Origin of the sequence: Saccharothrix tamanrassetensis (assembly GCF_014203665.1) — a bacterium.
GTDB classification, from domain to species: Bacteria; Actinomycetota; Actinomycetes; order Mycobacteriales; family Pseudonocardiaceae; genus Actinosynnema; species Actinosynnema tamanrassetense.
On record NZ_JACHJN010000004.1, the window covers coordinates 248,144 to 269,359 of the forward strand.

General features: G+C 71.3%; 20 protein-coding genes and 1 tRNA gene. 2 read left to right on the plus strand and 19 right to left on the minus strand.

Going from position 1 to position 21,216, the window contains the following annotated elements:
* Nucleotides 1-45 precede the first annotated feature (45 nt).
* Nucleotides 46-1,677 carry a DUF885 domain-containing protein gene (locus FHS29_RS14215; protein ID WP_184691103.1) on the plus strand — a complete coding sequence of 544 codons (1,632 nt, stop codon included), beginning with the start codon at nucleotides 46-48 and terminating at the stop codon, nucleotides 1,675-1,677.
* A 300-nt stretch (nucleotides 1,678-1,977) separates the two neighbouring features.
* Here the strand turns inward: FHS29_RS14215 and FHS29_RS14220 are convergent.
* From FHS29_RS14220 to FHS29_RS14265, 11 genes are all read right to left on the minus strand, one after another.
* Nucleotides 1,978-2,051 (minus strand) — tRNA-Leu (locus FHS29_RS14220).
* Nucleotides 2,052-2,138: 87 nt separating this feature from the next.
* On the minus strand, nucleotides 2,139-3,209 hold the full coding sequence (locus FHS29_RS14225) for a SagB family peptide dehydrogenase (protein ID WP_184691104.1): 1,071 nt from the start codon (nucleotides 3,207-3,209) through the stop codon (nucleotides 2,139-2,141).
* The gene (locus tag FHS29_RS14230) at nucleotides 3,190-4,308 is read right to left on the minus strand and encodes an ATP-grasp domain-containing protein (protein ID WP_184691105.1); all 1,119 of its coding nucleotides are present in this window, start codon (nucleotides 4,306-4,308) and stop codon (nucleotides 3,190-3,192) included. Before FHS29_RS14230 ends, FHS29_RS14225 begins: the two co-directional genes overlap by 20 nt.
* Nucleotides 4,309-4,310: 2 nt before the next feature.
* Nucleotides 4,311-4,433: a hypothetical protein gene (locus FHS29_RS37660; protein ID WP_015098199.1), complete on the minus strand. Its 123-nt coding sequence runs from the start codon at nucleotides 4,431-4,433 to the stop codon at nucleotides 4,311-4,313.
* Between the two features lie 186 nt (nucleotides 4,434-4,619).
* On the minus strand, nucleotides 4,620-5,945 hold the full coding sequence (locus FHS29_RS14235; protein ID WP_184691106.1) for an NAD(P)/FAD-dependent oxidoreductase: 1,326 nt from the start codon (nucleotides 5,943-5,945) through the stop codon (nucleotides 4,620-4,622).
* Between the two features lie 182 nt (nucleotides 5,946-6,127).
* Nucleotides 6,128-6,637 (minus strand): hypothetical protein, encoded by a 510-nt coding sequence (locus FHS29_RS14240; RefSeq protein WP_184691107.1) that lies wholly within the window; start codon nucleotides 6,635-6,637, stop codon nucleotides 6,128-6,130.
* Nucleotides 6,638-6,726: 89 nt separating this feature from the next.
* A complete protein-coding gene (locus tag FHS29_RS14245; protein WP_184691108.1) occupies nucleotides 6,727-8,049 on the minus strand; it encodes a DUF58 domain-containing protein in 1,323 nt (440 codons plus the stop codon).
* Nucleotides 8,046-9,005 (minus strand): AAA family ATPase, encoded by a 960-nt coding sequence (locus FHS29_RS14250; protein WP_184691109.1) that lies wholly within the window; start codon nucleotides 9,003-9,005, stop codon nucleotides 8,046-8,048. The genes FHS29_RS14245 and FHS29_RS14250 overlap by 4 nt, the downstream gene beginning before the upstream one ends.
* Complete coding sequence (locus FHS29_RS14255) at nucleotides 9,002-9,502, minus strand: hypothetical protein (RefSeq protein WP_184691110.1); 501 nt, start codon at nucleotides 9,500-9,502, stop codon at nucleotides 9,002-9,004. Before FHS29_RS14255 ends, FHS29_RS14250 begins: the two co-directional genes overlap by 4 nt.
* Complete coding sequence (locus FHS29_RS14260) at nucleotides 9,499-10,167, minus strand: DUF4129 domain-containing protein (RefSeq protein ID WP_184691111.1); 669 nt, start codon at nucleotides 10,165-10,167, stop codon at nucleotides 9,499-9,501. Before FHS29_RS14260 ends, FHS29_RS14255 begins: the two co-directional genes overlap by 4 nt.
* Nucleotides 10,168-10,282: 115 nt before the next feature.
* Nucleotides 10,283-10,981: a uracil-DNA glycosylase gene (locus FHS29_RS14265; RefSeq protein WP_184691112.1), complete on the minus strand. Its 699-nt coding sequence runs from the start codon at nucleotides 10,979-10,981 to the stop codon at nucleotides 10,283-10,285.
* 30 nt (nucleotides 10,982-11,011) lie between these two features.
* Between FHS29_RS14265 and FHS29_RS14270 the strand changes: the two genes are divergently transcribed.
* On the plus strand, nucleotides 11,012-12,490 hold the full coding sequence (locus FHS29_RS14270; protein WP_184691113.1) for a S10 family peptidase: 1,479 nt from the start codon (nucleotides 11,012-11,014) through the stop codon (nucleotides 12,488-12,490).
* 100 nt (nucleotides 12,491-12,590) lie between these two features.
* Here FHS29_RS14270 and FHS29_RS14275 read toward each other — a convergent pair whose 3' ends face one another.
* From FHS29_RS14275 to FHS29_RS14310, 8 genes are all read right to left on the minus strand, one after another.
* Nucleotides 12,591-12,998 carry an SEL1-like repeat protein gene (locus FHS29_RS14275; protein WP_184691114.1) on the minus strand — a complete coding sequence of 136 codons (408 nt, stop codon included), beginning with the start codon at nucleotides 12,996-12,998 and terminating at the stop codon, nucleotides 12,591-12,593.
* A 16-nt stretch (nucleotides 12,999-13,014) separates the two neighbouring features.
* Nucleotides 13,015-14,007, minus strand: coding sequence for an ABC transporter ATP-binding protein (locus tag FHS29_RS14280; RefSeq protein ID WP_184691115.1), 993 nt, complete (start codon nucleotides 14,005-14,007; stop codon nucleotides 13,015-13,017).
* Entirely contained in the window at nucleotides 14,000-14,980 is a 981-nt protein-coding gene (locus tag FHS29_RS14285; RefSeq protein WP_184691116.1) for an ABC transporter ATP-binding protein, read from the minus strand. The genes FHS29_RS14280 and FHS29_RS14285 overlap by 8 nt, the downstream gene beginning before the upstream one ends.
* 9 nt (nucleotides 14,981-14,989) lie before the next feature.
* Complete coding sequence (locus FHS29_RS14290; protein ID WP_184691117.1) at nucleotides 14,990-15,889, minus strand: ABC transporter permease; 900 nt, start codon at nucleotides 15,887-15,889, stop codon at nucleotides 14,990-14,992.
* A complete protein-coding gene (locus FHS29_RS14295; RefSeq protein ID WP_184691118.1) occupies nucleotides 15,882-16,805 on the minus strand; it encodes an ABC transporter permease in 924 nt (307 codons plus the stop codon). The genes FHS29_RS14290 and FHS29_RS14295 overlap by 8 nt, the downstream gene beginning before the upstream one ends.
* A gap of 66 nt (nucleotides 16,806-16,871) precedes the next feature.
* Nucleotides 16,872-18,500 carry a peptide ABC transporter substrate-binding protein gene (locus FHS29_RS14300; RefSeq protein ID WP_184691119.1) on the minus strand — a complete coding sequence of 543 codons (1,629 nt, stop codon included), beginning with the start codon at nucleotides 18,498-18,500 and terminating at the stop codon, nucleotides 16,872-16,874.
* Between the two features lie 192 nt (nucleotides 18,501-18,692).
* The gene (locus FHS29_RS14305; RefSeq protein WP_184691120.1) at nucleotides 18,693-19,643 is read right to left on the minus strand and encodes a Ppx/GppA phosphatase family protein; all 951 of its coding nucleotides are present in this window, start codon (nucleotides 19,641-19,643) and stop codon (nucleotides 18,693-18,695) included.
* 190 nt (nucleotides 19,644-19,833) lie between these two features.
* Nucleotides 19,834-21,213 carry a lytic transglycosylase domain-containing protein gene (locus FHS29_RS14310; protein ID WP_312864913.1) on the minus strand — a complete coding sequence of 460 codons (1,380 nt, stop codon included), beginning with the start codon at nucleotides 21,211-21,213 and terminating at the stop codon, nucleotides 19,834-19,836.
* Nucleotides 21,214-21,216 lie beyond the last annotated feature (3 nt).

Here is a 21,216-nt window from a genome sequence, read left to right on the forward strand (position 1 = left end):
CTAAGTACCGTACTGGCCTTCACACCCAAGCTCAGGGGTCCACCGATGGATAACACGGCTGCGCTCGCCGACGAACTGCTCGACCTGATGTCCCGGCGTGAGCCGCTGGGCGCGACCGTGTTCGGTCTGCCCGGTTATGACCACCTGCTCTCCGATCAGCGCCCGGAAGCCGAGGAATCGGCACGCGCCGCCGCCGTGCGGATCGCCGAACGCGCGCGGGCACTGCCCGACGACGACGATCCGGTGACCCGCGCCGTGATCGTCCAGCAGGCCGAAACGACGGTGGACCTGCTCGACGCGCGTGCCGTCGAGTACACGATCACCGATTCGTTCTTCTCGCACGCCGGCGAACTGCTCAACGTCCTGCCGATGACCGTGATCACCAACGAGGAGCAGGAGCGGGCCTACCTGTCCCGGCTGGCCGCGATCCCGGAACTGCTGCGCACGGTCGCCGCGCGGCACGTCGCGGGTTCCCGGGCGGGTCGCACGCCGGTGCAGCACCTGCTGGACGCGTCCCTCGCGTACCTGGACCGGTACCTGGCCGCCGACGAGGACCCGTTCGCACGTCCGCGGGGCGGCGAGGCGTTCACCGCCGAACGGGACCGGCTGATCGCCGAGGAGGTGCGGCCGGCGTTCGCCGCGTACCGCACCGCCGTCGCGGGCCTGAGCGGCCGTCCCGCGGACAAAGCCGGCCTGTGCTGGCTTCCGGGCGGGAAAGCCGTCTACGCGGGCCTGGCGCGCGCTCAGACCTCCACCGACCGGTCTCCCGAGGAGCTGCACCGGACCGGGCTGGACATCATGGCGTCGTTGGCCGCCGAGTACGCCGAGTTGGGCGAACGGGTCTTCGGCACGCGGGAGACCGCGGAGGTCTTCGAACGGATGCGGGACGACCCGGCGCTGCGCTGGAAGTCCGAGGACGAGCTGATCTCCGCCGCGCGCGAGGCCGTGGCGCGGGCCGAGGAGGCCGCGCCGCGGTGGTTCGGCCGGGTGCCGGACAAGCGGTGCGAGGTCGAGCCGGTGCCCGCCGCCGACGCGCCGGGCGCACCCACCGCGTACTACGCGCCGCCGGCCATGGACGGCACGCGACCGGGCACGTACTACGCCAACACGCACCGGGTGGAGGAGCGGTTCCGGTACCAGGCCGAGGCGATCGCGTTCCACGAGGCCGTGCCGGGGCACCACTTCCAGATCGTGCTGGCGCAGGAGCTGACCGGGCTGCCGATGCTGCGCCGGGTCGCCACGGTCACCGGCTACCTGGAGGGCTGGGGCCTGTACTGCGAGCGGCTGGCCGACGAGATGGGGCTGTACTCGGACGACGTGGCACGGCTGGGCATGTTGGCCATGGACTCGCTGCGGGCGGGGCGGCTGGTGGTGGACACCGGGCTGCACGCGCACGGCTGGAGCCGCGAGCGGGCCGTCGCGTACCTGCGGGAGAACACGCCGTTGGCGCAGGTGGAGATCGAGTCCGAGGTGGACCGCTACATCGCCGCGCCCGGCCAGGCGCTGGCGTACATGGTGGGGCGCCTGGAGATCCAGCGCGTGCGGGTCGAGGCGGAGCGGGCGCTGGGCGATCGGTTCGACATCCGGGCGTTCCACGACGTGGTGATCGGCGGCGGACCGCTGCCGCTGGCCGTGCTGGACGAGGTCGTGCGGGACTGGGTGGCGTCCCGGAGGTGACGGAGGCGGTCGGGGACCGGGTCTGCCGGTCCCCGCCGCGACCCCGGGCGCGGTCCGGTGGGTACGCCGAACTGTGCGCCGAACAGCGCACCGGCAGCCGCCGGATCGGGCACCGGGCAGCCGGTGGCGTCCGGTCCGGACATTGGATGCTCCTATGGGTGAAAAACTGCCCTATTGGAGCATTGACACGCCCATCTGCGGGAAAGTGCCTGGATAACCGAAAGTAGCCACTGTTGGCTAACCGCACCGCCCGTTCGTGATCACTCGGCAGACGAGTGAAGACGAAGGTTGTGGTTGACGTGCCCCCGACGGGATTCGAACCCGTACTGTGACTCTTTTAAGGAGCCTGCCTCTACCGATTGGGCTACGGGGGCAGCGTGGAGCCTAAACCGTTACCGAGCGTTCGTGGGGCTGGTACGTCACAAGTCCCCCGCACGGCTCAATGCGATCCGCTATTGCGCTCATTGAGGTAATGGACCCATGGCACTCATGCCAAGTACCACTTCGTGATAAGGGTCACAGCGGAGAGCTTGTTCCACGAGTTCATCCCGCAATGCTGCGGTGAAGCCGATACCAAAACCCATAGCGGTAGCAACCAGATAAGCGGTTTGCGACAGATGGCCCACGTCCATTTGCACAACCCGATATGCCCGTGACGTGTCGTAGCGCCACCTGGTCCGCTCCAGGACGGCGGTGTACGCGAGCACCAGCGGGGCCTGGCCGACCCAGTCCTGGTCACCCGCCGCCTCCGCCATCTCCTCCGCCGACCACAGCACGTCCAACGGCTCCAGCGCGTGCGCGAGCCCGTCGTAGTGGTGCCAGCCGGGGGTCAGCCCGTCGATGCCGCGCACGTGCGCGTAGATCTCCACCGGGTGCCGCCCGCCGCCCGACGGGCTGGTCTTGAACACCGTGCCGGAGCGCCCGATCCGGGACCGCGCGGGCGACGGGGCGCCCAGCACGCCGAGCAGTTCGCCCACTTGGCCCAGCCCGACCGGACCCGGTCCGAACTCGCGCGTGGTGCGGCGGGACAGCAGCACGTCCAGCAGGCGGCTGGTGCCCCACGACGGGTCGTCCGACAGCGGCGGCAGCGGCACCGCCGGACCGCCGGAGGTGCGGAACGGCGCGGGCGGCGGCTCGCTGGTCAGCTTCGCGTCGAGCACCGCGTCGTGCTCGTCCGGACCCAGGTAGGGCGCGTCGCCGAGGGTGCGGCTGGCGAAGTGGAAGTGCCGCGCGGAAGCGCCCCACGCGCCCCAGCCCGCCAGCATCCGGCGCTCCGCCTCGTGCCGCGGCGAGCCCTCGACCAGCAGCACGCCGGCGTCGACCAGTTCGTCCAGCACCTTGCGCAGCGCGGTCTGGTCCGCCTCGCCCAGCGGCGCCAGCAGCGCGTCGACGTCGGTGAACTCGGTGAACTTGCGGCACAGCAGCTCGGCCGTCTCGCTGATCGCGAACTGCCGGTGGTGGAGGTAGTCGTCCCACACCACGGCACCGTCCTGGTAGAACAGCGCTGCGTGCTCAGCGACCTTTACCCGCACTGAGAAGCTCCTTGAAACGCGCCGCCACCCACTCGTGCACGGCGTCGGACACCCGTTCGTCCTCGGCCCGGTGCTCGAACCAACGCCAATCGCAGTTGACGTTGACTTCGAGGAACACGTGGTCGCCACCCGCGACGAGAAGATCGAACGCCGCGACCTGCAACCGCCAGTGCCTGGCTAAGGCGAGCAGCCGGTCGGCCAGCCCGGCCGGCACTTCGACCGGGGTGACCCGAACCGCTTCAGGATCCACCCACAGTTGCGCCGGGTCCAGCTTGTCGACCTGGAAGGCCAGGGTCTGCTCACCGACCACGAACACCCGGAGTTCGGTGTCCGAGGGGACGTACTCCTGGACGATGACCGGTGCGGATTCCGGTACGTCGCCCGAGCGGCTGGTTTCCAGCGGACGTGGGAACAGCCCGTGCTGCATTCCCGGGCGCGGCTCCAGCAGGTGCCGTCCGGTGGTCTTGACGATGCACCGCGCGCCACCCGGCCTGGTGCGGCCCGGACGGGTGGTCACCGTGGTGCGCGGGACCTTCAGGCCGAACGCGGACGCGTCCGACAGCTGGGTGAGGCGGTCGAGGTGAGCGCTGGCGCGGACCGGGTTCACGTGCGCCCAGTCGCCGCGGGTGGACAGCCAGTTCGCCACCGCACCCCACTGGTCCACCGCGTAGGCGGCGGTCAGCGTGCCCGGCTCGACCTGGAGCGCGGAGAGCTCGAAGTGCCTGCGCCACACCAGCAGCGGGCGCAGCAGCCAGCGGTCGAGTTCCAGCAGGGGCGCGTCGGTGTAGACGGTGAGCGGCAGGTCGACGCAGCGGTCGGCGTCGATGCGGGCCATCCGGACGCCCCGTTCGGCCAGCGCGACGGAGAGGGCGTTCATCTCCATGTCGGCGGCGCGGGCGAGCACCAGCACGCAGGGCACGGGGCTGCCGTCACCCTCGTCGACCATGCCGAGGCGGTGCACCTGCTCCTGGAAGTCCAGGTTCCTGGCGGGCGACCGGAAGATGTAGTCCTGGCCCTGCAACAGCAGTGGGGCGGGCTTGACGGGCCGGACGGCCTCGGGTGGGGGAACCAACTCGTTCCCCCACCCGGAAGCGGACATGCTCAGTCGTCTTTCTTGCTGCGAAAGACCTTTCCGGCGGTGGCGTACTCGGCGGCGTACTCCGCCAGGGCACGGTCCTCGATCTCACCGCGGCGAAGCTGTGCGGCCAGCTCCTCAAGCGACATCGCGGTCACCTCTCTCCCCACGGGCGCGTCACACTTTTGGTGGCGCACCAGTCGTAGTCTCGGGTTCACGTTACGCAATGTCAAGGTGACGCGCTGCCCATTACTCCTATTGGGGGCTCAAGTTACGGCGCTAAGCCAGACGGGTGCTTGGTCACCGCCACCGAACGGCTCAGCAGCCGAACCCGATCAGCTCTTCGTGGCCCGGTCGAACTCCGCCTTCGGGTCGTGGATCTGGCCGAGCGCGACCACCTCGCGGCCCGAGAACAGGGCCTGCGTCCAGTCCACGAACACGCGGAACTTGCGGTTCACCGTGGGCATGAACATGACGTGGTAGCTGCGGTGCATGAACCAGGCGACGACGCCCTTGAAGCGCAGCCCGAACACGTCGGCGACGCCCTTGTAGAGGCCGAGGCCGGCCACCGAGCCGAGGTACTTGTGGAAGTAGTCCTTCGGCTGCTTGCCGCGCAAGGTCGCCACGATGTTCTTCGCCAGCAGCTTCGACTGCCGGATCGCGTGCTGGGCGTTCGGCACGCAGGTCGCCGTCGGGTCCTCCTCGGTGCGCGACAGGTCCGGCACCGCGGAGCAGTCGCCCGCCGCCCACACGCCGGGCAGCCCGACCACCTGCATGGCCGCCGTGCACTGCACCCGGCCGCGCGCGTCCAGCGGCAGGTCGGTGTTGCGCAGCATCGGGTTGGCCTTCATGCCGGCCGTCCAGATGATGGTGTCCGAGTCGAACTCGGTGCCGTCGTCGAGGACGACGTGGCCGCCCTCCATCGACTTGACCCTGGTGTCCAGGTAGCACTTGATGCCGCGCTTCTCCAGCTGCTCGACCGTGTAGACGCCGAGCCGCGCGCTCACCTCGGGCATGATCCGGCCGGTGGCCTCGACCAGCACCCAGTGCATGTCCTCCTGCTTGAGGCCCTCGTAGTAGCGCAGCGCGTAGCGCGCCATGTCCTCCAGCTCGGCCAGCGTCTCGATGCCCGCGAAGCCGCCGCCGATGACGACGAAGCTGAGCAGCCTGCGCCGCAGCTCCGGGTCGTTCGTGCTGGCGGCCTGGTCGAGCCGCGACAGCACGTGGTTGCGCAGGTAGATCGCCTCGCCGATGGTCTTCATGCCGATGCCGACCTCGGGCAGGCCGGGGATCGGCAGGGTGCGCGAGATGGCGCCCAGGGCCGAGACGAGGACGTCGTACTCGTACTCCTCCACGTGGCCGTCGGCGAGTTCGACCGTCACGGCCTTGCGGGCGTGCTCGATCCTGGTCGCGCGGCCGGTGACGACGTGGCAGCGCTTGAGGACCTTGCGCAGCGGCACGACGACGTGGCGGGGCTCGATGGAACCGGCCGCCGCCTCGGGGAGGAACGGCTGGTAGGTCATGTGGGGCTGTGGGTCGATGACCGTGACCGACGCCTCACCGGAACGCAGCTTCTTCTGCAATCCCAGCGCGGTGTACATGCCGACGTACCCACCGCCGACAATCACGATCCGTGTGGGTTGCGACTTCACAGCAGCCATACGCCTATGGTCGCACCGGACGGCCGTTTCCGACGGCTCCGCGAGGCCCGTTGTGACCACAGTCGCCGGGTGATGCGGAACACGCGGCGCGCTGACCAGCGCCTGAGGCGTGATTTCGGGTGAACCTGCTGAGAGGAACGATCCAGACGCTCAGCTGATGCTGAGTTGTCGGGCTTCGGCTCTCAGCTTCTCCGGCGCATCAACGCGACCGCTCCGGCGACCAGTCCGACCGCGCAGAACACCCCGACGACCTCGACGGCTTCCGCCGTCCGGCCGCCGGGCAGAAGGAGCACGATACCCGCCAAAGCGAGTACCCCGGCTTGCACGGCGAGGTACCGGAGGCCTGGAGTAAGTAGCGCTTTCGGGTGAATTCGGGATCGAGTCGGGATGAGCGCCGCGTAGGCGCAGGTGATGTGAAGCAGGTGCAGGAGCGCGACGAGAGCCAGCACGCCGGGACGCACGGGCGCGCCTCCCACCACGACGATCGCCACGGCGGGGTACGCGATGACCAGGGCCACGGCGGCTGAGGCGGGGATCGCCCCGGCCACACCGATCAGGATCACGTAGAGCACCAACGGGGTGAGGGACACCCCTTCGGCGTAGAGGACGGCGGCGACCGCCAGCCCGGTCAGGACGACGGCGGCCCGCAACACCCATCCGGGCAACCCGGTTCCCAGCTCAACGGCAGCCACGCGCCCACCCTCCAAGTCCTGGGCGTTCGTGCCGGGTCGGTCCCCGCCACCCGCCGCCTGCCACACCGCACGACCCCCGGCCACCCGGCTCACCGCCGCCGTCCCGGACGAGCCGCCTGCCGCAGCACTCCCGCGATGGCCGCCGCACGGGCGTCCCAGGTCACCACGGCCACCCCGTGCCGCCGCATGGCCTCCAGCCGCACCTCGTGCTCCAGCTCCAGGATCCGCAGTGCCGGCCCACCCCAGGCGGTCTCCGGGTCCGGGCGCAACCCGGCCGGCAGCACGTCGACGGCCAGCACCACGTTCCCCCGCCGAGCCGCGTGCACGGTCAGCTCCACGACGTCGGCATCCAGGAACGGGGACAGCACCACCACGAGAGCCCCGAACGGCACCTGCTCGGCCCGCAGCACGGGCTTCTGCGCCCACCCCGCCGATCGCGCGCACACCACCAGCTGGTTGCGCAGCCGCAGCAGCTGCCGCCGCCCGACCCCCGGCCGGACGCCCAGCTGCGGTCGCCCGAGGTCCACCAGGCCGACCCGGTCGCCCTGCCGCAGGTACCCCGCCGCCAGCGACGCCGCCGCGCGCACCGCCAGGTCCAGGCTGCCGTCCGCCCGGGTGGTCACGCCCTTCGCCGCCACCGCCCAGTCGCCGACCTCCCGGTCCACGTCGAAGCGCGTGTCCAGGGCCAGCACGACGTCCGCGTCGGCCTCCGCGTGGTGCTCCCGGACGTGCAGGTTCCCGGCCCGCAACGACACCCGCCAGTCGATCCGCCGCAGCCGGTCCCCCGGCGCGAAGGCCCGGATGTCCCGCAGCTCCACCGAGTCGCCCGGCCGCCCCGCCCGGTGGACGCCGACGAGCCCCATCGCACGGGCGGGCAGCAACCCGGCCGGCAGCTGGTGCACCGGGGGCAGGATCACCCGCCCCCGTTCGGCCGCCGTCACCGGGCCGTGCACGAGCAGCGCGTCCGGCCCGGCCACCAGGTGGTCCGGCCGCAGGTCGACGCCCTCGCCCCAGGCGTCGCGCCGCAGCACGACCTCGATGGACCGGGCCGAGGCGGGCAGCAGGTGCAGCGGTCCCAGACCGGTCCGACCGGCGGGCAGCCGGATCACCAGGACCTCCGCGCCCACCCCGGGATCGACGTCCACGACGGACTTCGCCGCGCCCGTCTCGCCGGTCCGGGGCAGGCCCCGCACCCGCACGTCCGGCTTCCCGCCGACCGCGGTGACCAGCGCGACCAGCGTCGAGATCAGCAACGGCGCGCCGAGCAGCACCAGCTCCACCCGGTGGATCAGGCCGCCGAGCACGACCATGCCGACGCCCAGCGCCGCCCCGCGCACGAGCGCGTCGGTGGGGTGCCAGTGCGCGCCCCGTCCGCTGCTCATCGCCTCCCGGATGCGCTGCCCCCGGTTCATGACCGGGCGCTGGTCGGGCCGGCCACCCGGCCCAGCAGCTCGGTGACGACCTCCACGCCGGTCGTGCCGGACGTCCACGTCTCCGGGCGCAGGGTGAGGCGGTGCGCCAGTGCCGGGACCGCGCACTCCTTGACGTCCTCGGGCAGCACGAAGTCCCGGCCGTCGAGCACCGCCAGGGCTCGGCCGACCAGCACCAGTGCCTGTGCGCCACGCGGTGACGCGCCGACCTCCACGGCCGTGTGGGCACGGGTCGCCACGACCAGGTCCACGCAGTACCGCAGGATGTCGTCGTCCACCGCGACCTGCTCGACGCCCCGCTGGAGGGCGAGCAGCCGGTCGGTGTCCAGCACCGCCTCCACCGTCGCGTCCTCCTGCCGGCGGGCCAGCCGGCGGCGCAGGACCTCCACCTCCTCCTCGGCGGGCGGGTAGCCGATGTCCAGCCGCAGCAGGAACCGGTCGAGCTGCGCCTCGGGCAGCGGGTAGGTGCCCTCGTACTCCACCGGGTTGGCGGTGGCCAGCACGTGGAACGGCCTGGGCAGCGGGAACGTCCGGCCCTCCACCGTGACCTGCCGCTCCTGCATCGCCTCCAGCAGCGCGGACTGGGTCTTGGGCGGGGTCCGGTTGATCTCGTCGGCCAGCAGCAGGCCGGTGAACAGCGGGCCGGCCCGGAAGTTGAACTCGCGGTCGCCGGGGTCGTAGACGAACGAGCCGGTGACGTCGGCCGGCAGCAGGTCGGGGGTGCACTGGAGGCGCTTGAAGTCCAGCTTCAGCGCCTGCGCCAGCGACCGCGCGATCAGCGTCTTGCCGAGGCCGGGCACGTCCTCCAGCAGCACGTGGCCGCCGGCCAGGATGGCGGCCAGCGCCAACCGCAGCGAGCGCTGCCGTCCGACGACGACGGTGCCGACGGCGTCCAGCACGGACTTGCCCTCGATGCCGATGCGGGTTGCAGACGTCACAGGTTCTCCAACAGCTCGGTGAGCTTCCGGGGTTCGGGCATGGTCGCACCCGGATCGGTGACCAGGCGGTGCAGTTCGGGGCCGAGCAGCGCGGCGGCGCGCGGGTCGGCCAGGTCGGGCACGCCGTGCCGCTGCCGCAGCCGCGCCTCCACCAGCCGGCGCAGCCGGGGCTGGACGCGGACGGCGAAGCGGTCCTGGTCGACGACGGCTTCGGCGAGCCGGCTCGCCAGGTTGCTCGCCTGCACGGACGTGGCCGTGGCGAAGTGCGCTGGCGGCGGCGCCCACACGATGTCGGTGGCCCGCGGCAGCCGGCCGACGAGGACGGCCAGCGCGATGACCGGCAGCGCGACCAGCGCGGCCCACTGGACCGGCGCGCCGACCCGGAACACGGTGAACCCGGTGGCGGCGCCCGCGACCAGGCCGACCGCGATCGCGCCGCCCATGCCCATGAGCGGCTTGATCCGCTCGCCCGTCGTGGCCGTCACGTCGGTGGTCATCCGGCGTCCCGGGCCGGGGCGAGGTCGCGGACGATCCGTTCCAGGGCGTCCTGCGCGGTCCGCGAGTCCTCGTCGGTGACCTCGGTGACGCCGAACCTGGCCCGCTGGTACACCTTCCGCAGCGCGCCGGTGGCGTCCTCGTCCACGTGGTGCCGGGCGAGCAACGCCCCGGTGAACTCGGTCGGCGTCTCGTGCGGGGCACGGGCCGCGCCGCTGTCCGCGGCGGCCTGCTCCAGCCGCAGCCACGCGAGGACCACGGCGTCGCGTGGCGGTCCGCCGGTCCGCGTCCGCAGCTCCTCCAACGCCTCGCGCGCGCCGCGCACCAGCACGTCGGGCGCGGTGGAACCGCCATCCTCGGTCACCTCGGCGACCATGCCGACGCCCCGCCGCCGTCGTTTCGGGGTGCGCAGGGCGGTGATCAGGCCGATGAACACGACCAGGGCCAGCACGCTCAGCACGACGAGCACCACCACCAGCGACCCGCCGGCCGCCGACGGGCCGACCTGGTCGACCTGCCGCGGTTGGGACGACACCAGGTTGGTGGGCGCGGCGTCGTCACCGGGGTCGCGGTCCACGTAGGGCACCGGCGACGTCCCGCTGGCCGCCAGGGCGACCACGACCAGCGCGATGCCCACGAGCAGCGCGAGCGCGAGCCGGGGTCTCATACCGGCAAGGATGCCTGGCGCCCCGACCCGACGCCCGTGATTTCGCCGATCCACGGTGTCCCCGCGGACCACCGGGCGGCTCGGGTGGGCTCAGAGCCCGGCGGCTCGGGTGGGCTCAGAGCCCGGCGGCTCGGGCAGCCCGGCGCAGCACGTCCTGGAGCATGTCCGGGGTGAGCCGGCCGGTGTAGGTGTTGTGCGGGCTCACGTGGTAGCTGCCGAACAGCTCCAGCGGCGCGCCACCGTCCAGGGCGGGCAGTTCGAACGACACGCCGTGCCCGAACTTCGGCGCGGGGCGGGGCACCTCCCAGCACGCGGCCAGCACCGGCAGCAGCGCCTGCCAGCCGAACCCGCCCAGCACCACCACCGCGCGCAAGGTCGGCCGGAGCAGCTCCAGCTCCCCGATCAGCCACGGCCGGCAGTTGTCCCGCTCTTCCGCGGTCGGCTTGTTGTCCGGCGGGGCGCACTTCACCGGCGCGGTGATCCGCGTGCCGTACAGCTCCAGCCCGTCGTCCGCGCGCACCGACGTGGGCTGGGACGCCAGGCCCACCGCGTGCAGCGCGGCGTACAGGAAGTCGGCGGACGGGTCTCCGGTGAACATCCGGCCGGTGCGGTTGCCGCCGTGCGCGGCCGGGGCCAGGCCGACCAGGGCCAGCCGCGCGTCGGCCGGGCCGAAGCCGGGCACCGGGCGCGCCCAGTACGTCTCGGCGGCGAACGCGGCCCGCTTGACCCGCGCCACCTCCTCCCGCCAGGCGACCAGCCGGGGACACGCCCGACAGGTGGTAACCCGCAGGTCCAGGTCGTGAAGCTCGCGCACGCATCTCCGTTCCGACCGTAGAGTTCGACCATGACCGACAAGGACACCGGGGACGAGAAGACCCCCGAGGCCACCGACAAGGACACCCCTGTCGACGACCTCGTCACCACTCAGCACAGCATCACCGTCAAGCGGCGCAAGCTGAACTACACCACGACCACCGGTCGGGTGGTGCTGCGCAAGGAGGTGCTGACCGACGGCAAGTTCGACGGGCACCTGGCCAAGGCGGAGGTCTTCCTCACCGCGTACACCCTGGACGGCGCGGACCCGGCCAAGCGGCCGGTGACCTTCGCGTTCAACGGCGGGCCGGGCTCGTCCAGCGTGTGGCTGCACCTGGGGCTGCTCGGCCCGCGCCGGGTGGTGTCCGGCGACGTGGGCGAACTGGTGCCGCCGCCGTACGACCTGGTGGACAACCCGGAGACGCTGCTCGCGCACAGCGACCTGGTGTTCATCGACCCGGTGTCGACCGGCTTCTCGCGGGCCGTGAAGGGCGAGAAGCCCGGCGAGTTCCACGGGTTCCAGGGCGACGTCGAGTCGGTCGGCGAGGTGATCCGGCTGTGGACCTCGCGGCACGGCCGCTGGCTGTCGCCGAAGTTCCTCGCCGGCGAGTCCTACGGCACGACCCGCGCGGCGGCGCTGGCGGAACACCTCCAGACCCGCTACGGCATGTACCTCAACGGCCTGATGCTCATCTCGTCCGTGCTGGACTTCGGGACGCTGGACTTCAGCGAGGGCAACGACCTGCCGCACTCGCTGTTCCTGCCGACCTACGCGGCGATCGCGCACTACCACGGCCTGCACGGCGACCGCCCGCTGGCGGACGTGCTGGCCGAGGCCGAGGAGTTCGCGTCCCGCGACTACCCGTGGGCGCTGGCGCGCGGGCACCGGCTGTCCGAGGAGGAGCGCGCTTCGGCGGTGTCCCGGTACGCGGCGCTGACCGGGCTGTCCGAGGACTACGTGGACCGGGTCAACCTGCGGGTCGAGCACGTCCGGTTCTTCACCGAGGTGCTGCGCTCGCAGCGCAAGGTGGTGGGCCGGCTGGACTCCCGGTTCACCGGGGCGGACACCGACTACGGTCGCGAGCTGTTCAGCGAGGACCCGTCGTACTCGGCCATCATGGGCCCGTACACGGCCGCGCTGAACCACTACCTGCGGGCGGAGCTGGAGTACCGGAACGACCTGCCGTACGAGATCCTGACCCGGTCCGTGCACCCCTGGTCGTACAAGGAGTTCGAGGGCACGCACGTCACCGTGGCGAACAAGCTGTCGGCGGCGATGCGGGCCAACCCGGACCTGAAGGTGCACATCGCGTACGGCCACTTCGACGGCGCGACGCCGTACTACGCGGCCGAGCACGTCGTGGCACACCTCCAGGTCCCGACCGAACTGCTCGACAACATCGAGGCGGCGTACTACCCCGCCGGCCACATGATGTACGTCCACGAGCCGTCCCGGGTCCAGCAGTCGAAGGACCTCGCGGCGTTCGTGCAAGCCTCCGCCAACCGTTGAGGCACAACGGATAGCCCACCGCCGACGCGGCACGCACCGGACACCGGTCGCGTGCCGCGTCGATCGGGCGTGGGATGAGACCGGACGAAAATGGGATGCGTCAGCCGATGAGCCGGTCCAGCGCGGCCAGGTTGTCCGCCGCGTGCTCGTCACCGCGTTCCGCCGCCTGGCCGTACCAGCGCCTGGCCTGCTCGACGTCGCCGAGGAAGTCGTAGACGTCGCCGAGCACCGCCATCGCGTCGGCCTGGCCGGCGTCGGCGGCCTGTCGCAGCCACGGCAGCGCGGCGTCCTCGTCCTTCCACACGTGCCAGAGGAACGAACCGAACTCGGCGATCCCCCGCACGTGCCCGGTCGCGGCGGCCCGGCTCAGCCAGCCGCCGACCTCGTCCTGGAGCTCGTCCTCGTCGTCCTCACCGGTGAGGTCCTCCTCCAGCAGCAGGGCCAACTCGACCATCGCGTCGGCGTCCCCGCCCTGGGCAGCGGCGCGGAGCGCGGTGCGGTCGGTCATTCGGGTGTCCTCTCCCTCACGGCACGACGGATCGTTCCTCGGCGAAGTGGCACGCGCTGGGGTGGCCGCCCCGGTCCACCAGCGCCGGTTCCTGCTCGGCGCACACGTCCTGGGCCTTCCAGCACCGGGTGCGGAACCGGCAGCCCGACGGCGGGTCGATCGGCGAGGGGACGTCCCCGGTCAGCCGGATCACGTCCCGCTGCCCGCGCAGCGCCGGGTCCGCCACCGGCACGGCGGACAGCAGGGCCTGCGTGTAGGGGTGGGTGGGGTGCCGGTAGATCTCGTCCTCGGTGCCGATCTCCACGATCTTCCCGAGGTACATCACGGCTACCCGGTCGGACAGGTGTCGAACCACGGACAGGTCGTGCGCGATGAAGACGTACGCCAGCCCGAACTCGCCCTGCAGCTCCCGCAGCAGGTTCATCACCTGCGCCTGGATCGACACGTCCAGCGCGGACACCGGCTCGTCGCAGACGATCACCTTGGGGCGCAGCGCCAACGCCCGCGCGATGCCGATGCGCTGCCGCTGCCCGCCGGAGAACTGGTGCGGGTACCGGTTGATGTGCTCGGGGTTGAGCCCCACCACGTCGAGCAGTTCACGGACCCGTGCGGCGCGCGACCCCCTGGGCGCGACCTCGGGGTGGATCTCGAACGGCTCGCCCACGATGTCGCCGACCGTCATGCGCGGGTTCAGCGACGTGTACGGGTCCTGCAACACGATCTGCATGTTCCGCCGCAGGTCCCGCAAGGCGTTGCCGCGCATGGCGAACATCGGCCGGCCCTCGAAGAGCGCCTCCCCGGCGGTCGGCGGCTCCAGCATCATCAGCACCTGCGCGAGGGTGGACTTGCCGCACCCGGACTCGCCCACCACACCGAGGGTCTCGCCCGCCGCCAGGGTGAACGACACGCCGTCGACCGCCCGCACGTGCCCCACGGTCTTCTTGAACAGCACTCCCCTGGTCACCGGGAAGTGCTTGACCAGGTTCCGGACCTCCAGCAGCTCAGCCATTGAGCACCTCCTCGGCGAAGTGGCACGCGCTGGTCCGGCCGAACCCCAGCCGCTCCTGCGGCGGCACGTCCACCGAGCACACGGCCTCCGCGCGCGGGCAGCGCGGGTGGAACGGGCAGCCCGGCGGGATCCGCAGCAGGCTCGGCGGCAGGCCCTTGATGGTGTCCAGGGTCGTGCCCTTGGCGTCCAAGCGCGGCAACGACTTCATCAGCGCCTCCGTGTACGGGTGGCCGGGCGAGCGGAACAGCGACACCGCGTCGGCCTGCTCCACGATCCGGCCCGCGTACATGACGACGATCCGGTCGGCCACCTCCGCCACCACGCCCAGGTCGTGCGTGATGAGCACCAGGCCCATGTGCCGCTCCCGCTGGATCTCCGCCAGCAGGTCCATGATCTGCGCCTGCACGGTCACGTCCAGCGCGGTCGTCGGCTCGTCCGCGATCAGCACCTCGGGGTCCAGCGCGAGCGACATCGCTATCATCGCGCGCTGCCGCATCCCGCCGGAGAACTGGTGCGGGTACTCCCGGACCCGTTGCCGGGCATGGGGGATCCGCACCAGGTCGAGCAGCTCGACGGCCCGCTTGCGGGCCTCGGACCGGCTCATCCCGCGCCGCAGCCGCAACTGCTCCTCGATCTGGAAGCCCACCGTGAACACCGGGTTCAGCGCGGACAGGGCGTCCTGGAAGATCATCGCGATGCCCTCGCCGCGCACCTCCCGCCGCCGTTCCGCCGTCGCCGACAGCAGGTCCTCGCCGTGGAAGCGCACCGCGCCCCGCATCACGTAGGCCGGAGGCGTGTCCAGGATGCCCATCACCGTCTGCGCGGTCACGCTCTTGCCGGACCCGGATTCGCCCAGCACCGCGAGGGTCTCCCCGGCGTCGACGTGGTAGCCCACGCCGTTGAGGACCCGCGCGACGCCGTCCCGCGTGCGGAACTCGACGTGCAGGTCCTCGACCTCCAACAACGCCGTCACACTGGCCTCCTACCGGAGTTTCGGGTCGAGGGCTTCGCGCACCGCGTCGCCCAGCATCACGAACGCGAGCACCGTGGCGGTCAGGAAACCCGCCGGGAACAGCAGGGCGTGCGGCGCGACCCGCAGGTAGTCCTTGGCGCTGTTGATCATCACGCCCCACGACACCACCGGCTGGCGCAGCCCGATGCCCAGGTAGGACAGCGTCGCCTCGGCCCCGATGAAGGCACCCAGCGCGATCGTCGAGTACACCAGCACGGGCGCGATGCAGTTGGGCAGCATGTGCTTGGTGATGATCCGCCTCGGCGAGGCGCCCAGCGCCCGCGCCGCCTTCACGTAGTCCTGCTGCTTGGCCGCGATCGCGGTGGACCGCATGATCCGCATCGACACCGGCCACGACAGCGCCGCGATGGACAGCACCACCTGCGCCACGATCCGCGCCGGCCCGGCGTCACCACCCGCGTTCAGCGTCGTCAGGATCACGATCGCGCCGAGCACGAACGGCACCCCGACGAACACGTCCGCGATCCGCGACACCACGGAGTCCAGCCAGCCGCCGTAGAACCCGGCCAGGATGCCGACCGACGCGCCGACCAGCACCACGCCCAACGTGGCCAGCACACCGACCACGATGGACGCCCGCGCCCCGTAGATGACCCGCGCGTAGATGTCGTAGCCCTGGTTGTCGTAGCCGAACCACGCATCGGCGGACGGCGGCTGCCGGCTGAGCGACAACTGCGCCAGCGTCGGGTCCTTGGCGGTGAACAGCGCGGGGAACAGCGCCATCAGCACCATCAGCAGGATCAGCGACACAGACACCCAGAACAGCGGCCGGGACCGCAGCGTGTACCAGGCGTCGCCGAACAGGCCGCGCGGCTTGTCCAGCGCCAGCACCGAGATTTGCTCAGTCATAGCGGATCCTCGGGTCGAGCACGGCGTAGAGCAGGTCCACCAGCAGCGTCATCAGCAGGTAGACCAGCACCAGGACGGTGACCACACCGGTCACCATCGCGCCGTCCTTGGTCAGGATCGAGCGGAACACCAGCCCGCCCACGCCGGGCACGTTGAAGATGCCCTCGGTGACGATCGCACCGCCCAGGAAGGCGCCGAGGTCGGTGCCCAGGAACGTGATCACCGGGATCAGCGAGTTGCGCAACATGTGCACACCCACCACCCGCCGGGTCGGCAGACCCTTGGCCAGCGCGGTCCGCACGTAGTCGGCCCGCCGGTTCTCCGAGATGCTGGCGCGCGAAAGCCTCGCCACGTAGGCCATGGACAGCGACGCCAGCACGAAGCCGGGCACTATCAGGTTGCCGAACGTCGGCGTGGTCACCGTCGGCGAGATCAGCCCGAGCTGCAGGCCGAACACCAACTGCACCACGTACCCGGTCACGAACACCGGGATGGAGATCAGGAACAGCGTCGACACCAGCACCAGGCTGTCCAGGAAGCCCCGGTTGCGCAGACCGCTCACCACACCGGCGGTGATGCCGATGACCGCCTCGATCAGCAACGCCACCAGCGCGAGCCGCAGCGTCACCGGGAAGGCGGTCGCGATCCGCTCGCCCACCAGCAGGCCCGACGAGGTCTGGCCGAAGTCGCCCTGCACCAGGTTCCACAGGTACTTGCCGTACTGCACCACCAACGGGTCGTCGAGGTTGAACTTGTCGCGCATGGCCGAGACGTAGCTCGCCGGGCAGTCCCGCTCACCGCACTTGCCCTCGAACGGGTCACCCGGAACCGCCCACACCAAGGCGTAGATCAGGAACGTGGTCCCGAGGAACACCGGGACCATCTGCAACAGCCTGCGCAGCACGTAGAAGCCCATTACACGCACTCCCAGCGGCGGAGGGCCGGCCCGCGCACGTGGCGGGCCGGCCCGGGATCCAATGTGCTAGCCGACTACGACCGACTCCAGGTCGAGCTTGCGGAACGGGTGCAGGTTCGCCACCTTCAACCGGTTGGACTTGCCCGCGATGGTCTTCTGCGACCACAGCGGGATCGCCGGCATGTCCTCGGCCAGCATCTTCTCCGCCTCCAGGTAGAGCCGGATCGCCTCCTGCTCGCTGGGCGCCTTGTCCGCCTCGGCGAGCTTCGCGTCGAACTTCGGGTTGGTGTAGAGCCCGTCGTTGGACGAGGAACCCGTGCGGTACAGCGGCGTCAGCCAGTTCTCGATCGACGGGTAGTCCGCGATCCACCCCGCCCGGTACATGCCGGTCATCTCGTGCGCGTTCACCTTCTGCCGGAACTCGCCGAAGCTGGTGGACGGCACGAACCGAGCCTCGACCCCGAGCGTCTGCTTGACGTTGTTGGCGACCGCCTCGGCCCACTCCTGGTGCCCGCCGTCGGTGTTGGACAGCATCAGGATCTCCCCGGTGTAGCCGGACTTCGCGAACTCCGCCTTGGCCTTCTCCGGGTTGTACTCGCAGTACTCGCCGCACTGCCCGGACTGGTAGCCCTTCATCAGCGGGTGCACCCAGCCGTCGGCGGGCTTGCGGGTGCCCTCGAAGATCCGCTGGGTGATCTCCTCGCGGTTGATCGACATGGAGATCGCCCGCCGCAGCGCCGCGTTGTCGTAGGGCTTGGTGTACAGCGGGAACGCGATGGTCTGGAGGTTCAGCGTCTCCCGCGACACCACCCGGTCACCGAGGTCCGTCTCGTACTTCTGGCCCGCCAGCGCGTTGGGCGGCAACTCCTCCATGAAGTCCAGGTTGTTCGCCACCAGGTCGGCGTAGGCCGACTCGCGGCTCTGGTAGACCTTCAGCGTGAGGTCCTTGAACTTCGGCTTGTCCTCGCCCTGGTAGTCGTCGTTGCGGGTCAGCTTGATCTCGGTGCCGACCGTGCGCGAGACGAACTTGAACGGCCCGTTGCCGATGGGGTTGGCCTCGAACGCCTTCTGGTCCTTGAAGAACGCCTCCGGCAGCGGCGCGAACACCTCGTAGCCGATGGTCACCGGGAACACCGCGAACGGCTCGGACAGCGTGATGGTGAACGTGTGGTCGTCCACCACCTCCAGGCCGGACATCTTGTCCGTGGTGGGGATCGGGGCCTTCTGCGGGCCTTCCGCGCCGTCCGGGTCCTCCGGGTGGACGTCCTGGTAGCCCGCGATCTGCGCGAAGAACGACGCCCCCTGGGTGGCGTTGGGCCCGTAGGCCGTCCAGTTCCAGGAGTCCACGAAGCTCTTCGCGGTGACCGCGCTGCCGTCGTGGAACTTCCAGCCCTGCTTGATCTTCACGGTGAACAGCTTCGAGTCGTCGGTCTTGATCGACTCGGCCATCGCGTTCACCGGCTGCGCGTCCTCGTTGCGGTACTCCACCAGGCCGGTGAACAGCGGGTCCAGCACGTGGCTGCCGCCCACCTCGGTGGTGTTGCCCGGCACCAGCGGGTTCTCCGGCTCGGTGTTGAAGATGGTGATCCCGGCCTCGGTGTCGCCGCCGGACGCCGGCGGCGCCTCGGACGCGCCACAACCAGCCGCGACCAGAGCCACCGCGAGTGCCGCCGGAACTAACAGACCACGTGACATGCGTCCTCCCACCTGTCGGGGTAACCGAGCAGACTCGACCGCCTCCACAGCGTGTCGAGGACGCTATTAGGGCAGTGGTGCAGGCCACATGGGTGATGCGGTTACAACCTAGTCACGAAGAATCCCAGTTGACATTCGAATAAGGTAGGAAGATCGTTCGCGAACAGCCCAAGACCGGCTGCGACCAGCGGCTCAGCTCAGCGCGAAGGCGATCCCGTCGAGGATGTCGTGCTCGCTCGCGACCAGTTCGGTGATGCCCTGGCCGGCCAGGTGTTCGGCCAGCGTGCGCACGACGAGCGCACCGCCGTTGATGACGTCCACCCGTCCGGGGTGCATCGGGCCGAGCGCCGCGCGTTCGTCGTGACTCATGGTGAGCAGCCGGGCGGTGATCTCGCGGATCCGGTCGATGCCCAGCCGGGCCAGGTGGATCTCCGCCGAGTCGTACGCCGGCAGCTCCTTCGCCAGCGCGACGAGCGTCGTCACGGTGCCCGCGACGCCGATCCAGGTGTTGGCCTTCGCCGTCGGCACCGCCGCGAACGCCCCGGCCAGCACCTCCTGCGCGACCGCGACCGCCTGGTCCACCTGCCGCTCGGTCGGCGGGTCGTCGTGCAGGCAGCGCTCGGTCAGCCGCACGCACCCGATGTCGACCGACCGCGCGGCCTCCACGGAGCCCCGCACGCCGTCCCAGGAGCCCAGCACCAGCTCGGTCGACCCGCCGCCCACGTCGGCCACCAGGAACGGCCCGTCCGACGCGTCCAGGTCCGACACCGCGCCGGTGAACGACAGCCGCGCCTCCTCGTCGCCGGAGATCACCTCGGCCTCGACGCCCAGCACGGCACGGGTCATGGCGAAGAACTCGTCCCGGTTCGCGGCGTCCCGGGTGGCCGAGGTCGCGACCATCCGCACCCGCTCGGTTCCCTTGCGCCGCAGGGTGTTCGCGTAGTCGGCCAGCGCCACGCGGGTCCGCTCCAGCGCCTCGGCGGCCAGCACACCGGTCGCGTCCACCCCCGCGCCCAGCCGCACGACCCGCATCTCCCGGTGCACGTCCCGCAGCCACCGCGAGCCGTCGTCGGACACGGTCACGTCGGCCACCAGCAAGCGGATCGAGTTCGTCCCGCAGTCGATCGCGGCCACGCGCGCCATGTCGCCCCTCCCGTCGTCGGCGGCACCGTGCCGCCGCCGGGAAAACTACGCCGGCCGCGTCGGGCCCGACCGCGAAGGGCCGGCCGCCGAGCCGATCGAAGTGCCCGGGCGCACGGGTGACGGGCCTGGACGCGACCAGCCCTCCGGTGCCGGAGTCGGCGCCGAAGGGCTGGTCGCGGGACGAGGAGCGCTACGCGGGCTTCATCGAGGACGTCGCCTGCGACACCGACGCGGGCAGCGAGCCGGGCGCCGAACCGGACGGGGACGACGACTGGGCCGAGGTCTGCGCGGGCGAGGTCGAGCCGGGCGCGGGCACGGGCGTCGTGGACGTCGTGGTGGTCGGCGTCGGGCAGCCCGGCGGGATCGGGACCGTGGTGGTCGGGGCCGTCGTGCTGGTCGTGGTCGACGGCGGGGCGGTGGGGCAGGACGTCGTCGTCGTGGTGGGCGGCGTGGTCGTGGTGGACTTCGACGGCGTGGTCGGGATCAGCGTGATCGTCGTCGGCGTCGAGCCCGGCAGCGAGGTCGTGGTCGGGTTGGTGGTGCTCGACGGCGGGACGGTGGTGCCGCCGCCGGGCGGGGTGCCGCCACCGGGCGGAGCGGTGCCGTTGTCCGTCGGGGGCGTGCCGCCGGCCGGGTCCTCGTCGTCCACCGGCAGGAAGTCGTCGTCCGAGCCGAGCAGGCCGGGCAGCGGGGTCACGCCGTCGGCGTACGCGTCGGCCCAGTACAGGACCGTCTTCACGTACTCCTCGGAGTGGTTGTAGCGGAACACCGACTTCGCGCGCTGCTCCGGGTCGCTCAGGTTCGCGTTGTAGGCGCACAGGTAGTTGCCCGCGCCCACGGTCGCGTCGTAGACGTTGTTCGGGTTCGACTGGCCGTCGTCGTTGCCGTCCGCGGCGTACCCGGCCCACGTGGACGGGATGAACTGCATCGGGCCGACCGCGCGGTCCCACGTCGAGTCGCCGTCGAACCGGCCGCCGTCGGTGTCGCGGATCGCCGCCATGCCCGGACCGCCGTTGAGCACCGGGCCCAGGATCGGGTTCACCGTGTTGCCGCGGGTGTCCACCCGGCCGCCGCGCGCGTGGCCGGACTCGATCCGCCCGATGCCCGCCAGCAGCGACCAGTGCAGGTTGCAGTCCGGCGTGGTGACGGCCAGCCGGTCGGCGGCCTTCATGTACGCGTCCAGCATGACGCCGGGGATGCCCAGCTGACCTTGGCCCAGCTCGCCGTCGAGGCCGTCGAACGGCAGGTCGTCACCGAACTCGGACGGCTCGTCGGCCTCCGCCAGCAGCGCCGCGCTCAGCTCGTCGGTCTCCGGCAGCCGGCCGGACACGCCCAGCCCGCCCGAGTCCTGCAACGCCATGGTGCCCAGCACGTCGCCCGCGCCCGGCGGGAACGCTTCGAGGTCCGAGTGGCCGGCGACGTTGACCCAGTCGATGCCGCCCGCCGTGTGCAGCAGGGTGGGCACCAGCATCGCGCACGTCGCCGTCGCGGCCAGGCCCCACTGGCGTGGGGTCAGCGTGGGCCGGCGTGTCGCTTTCCGCTTGCGTCCCCGTCGCTTCGGCACAGCCACGAA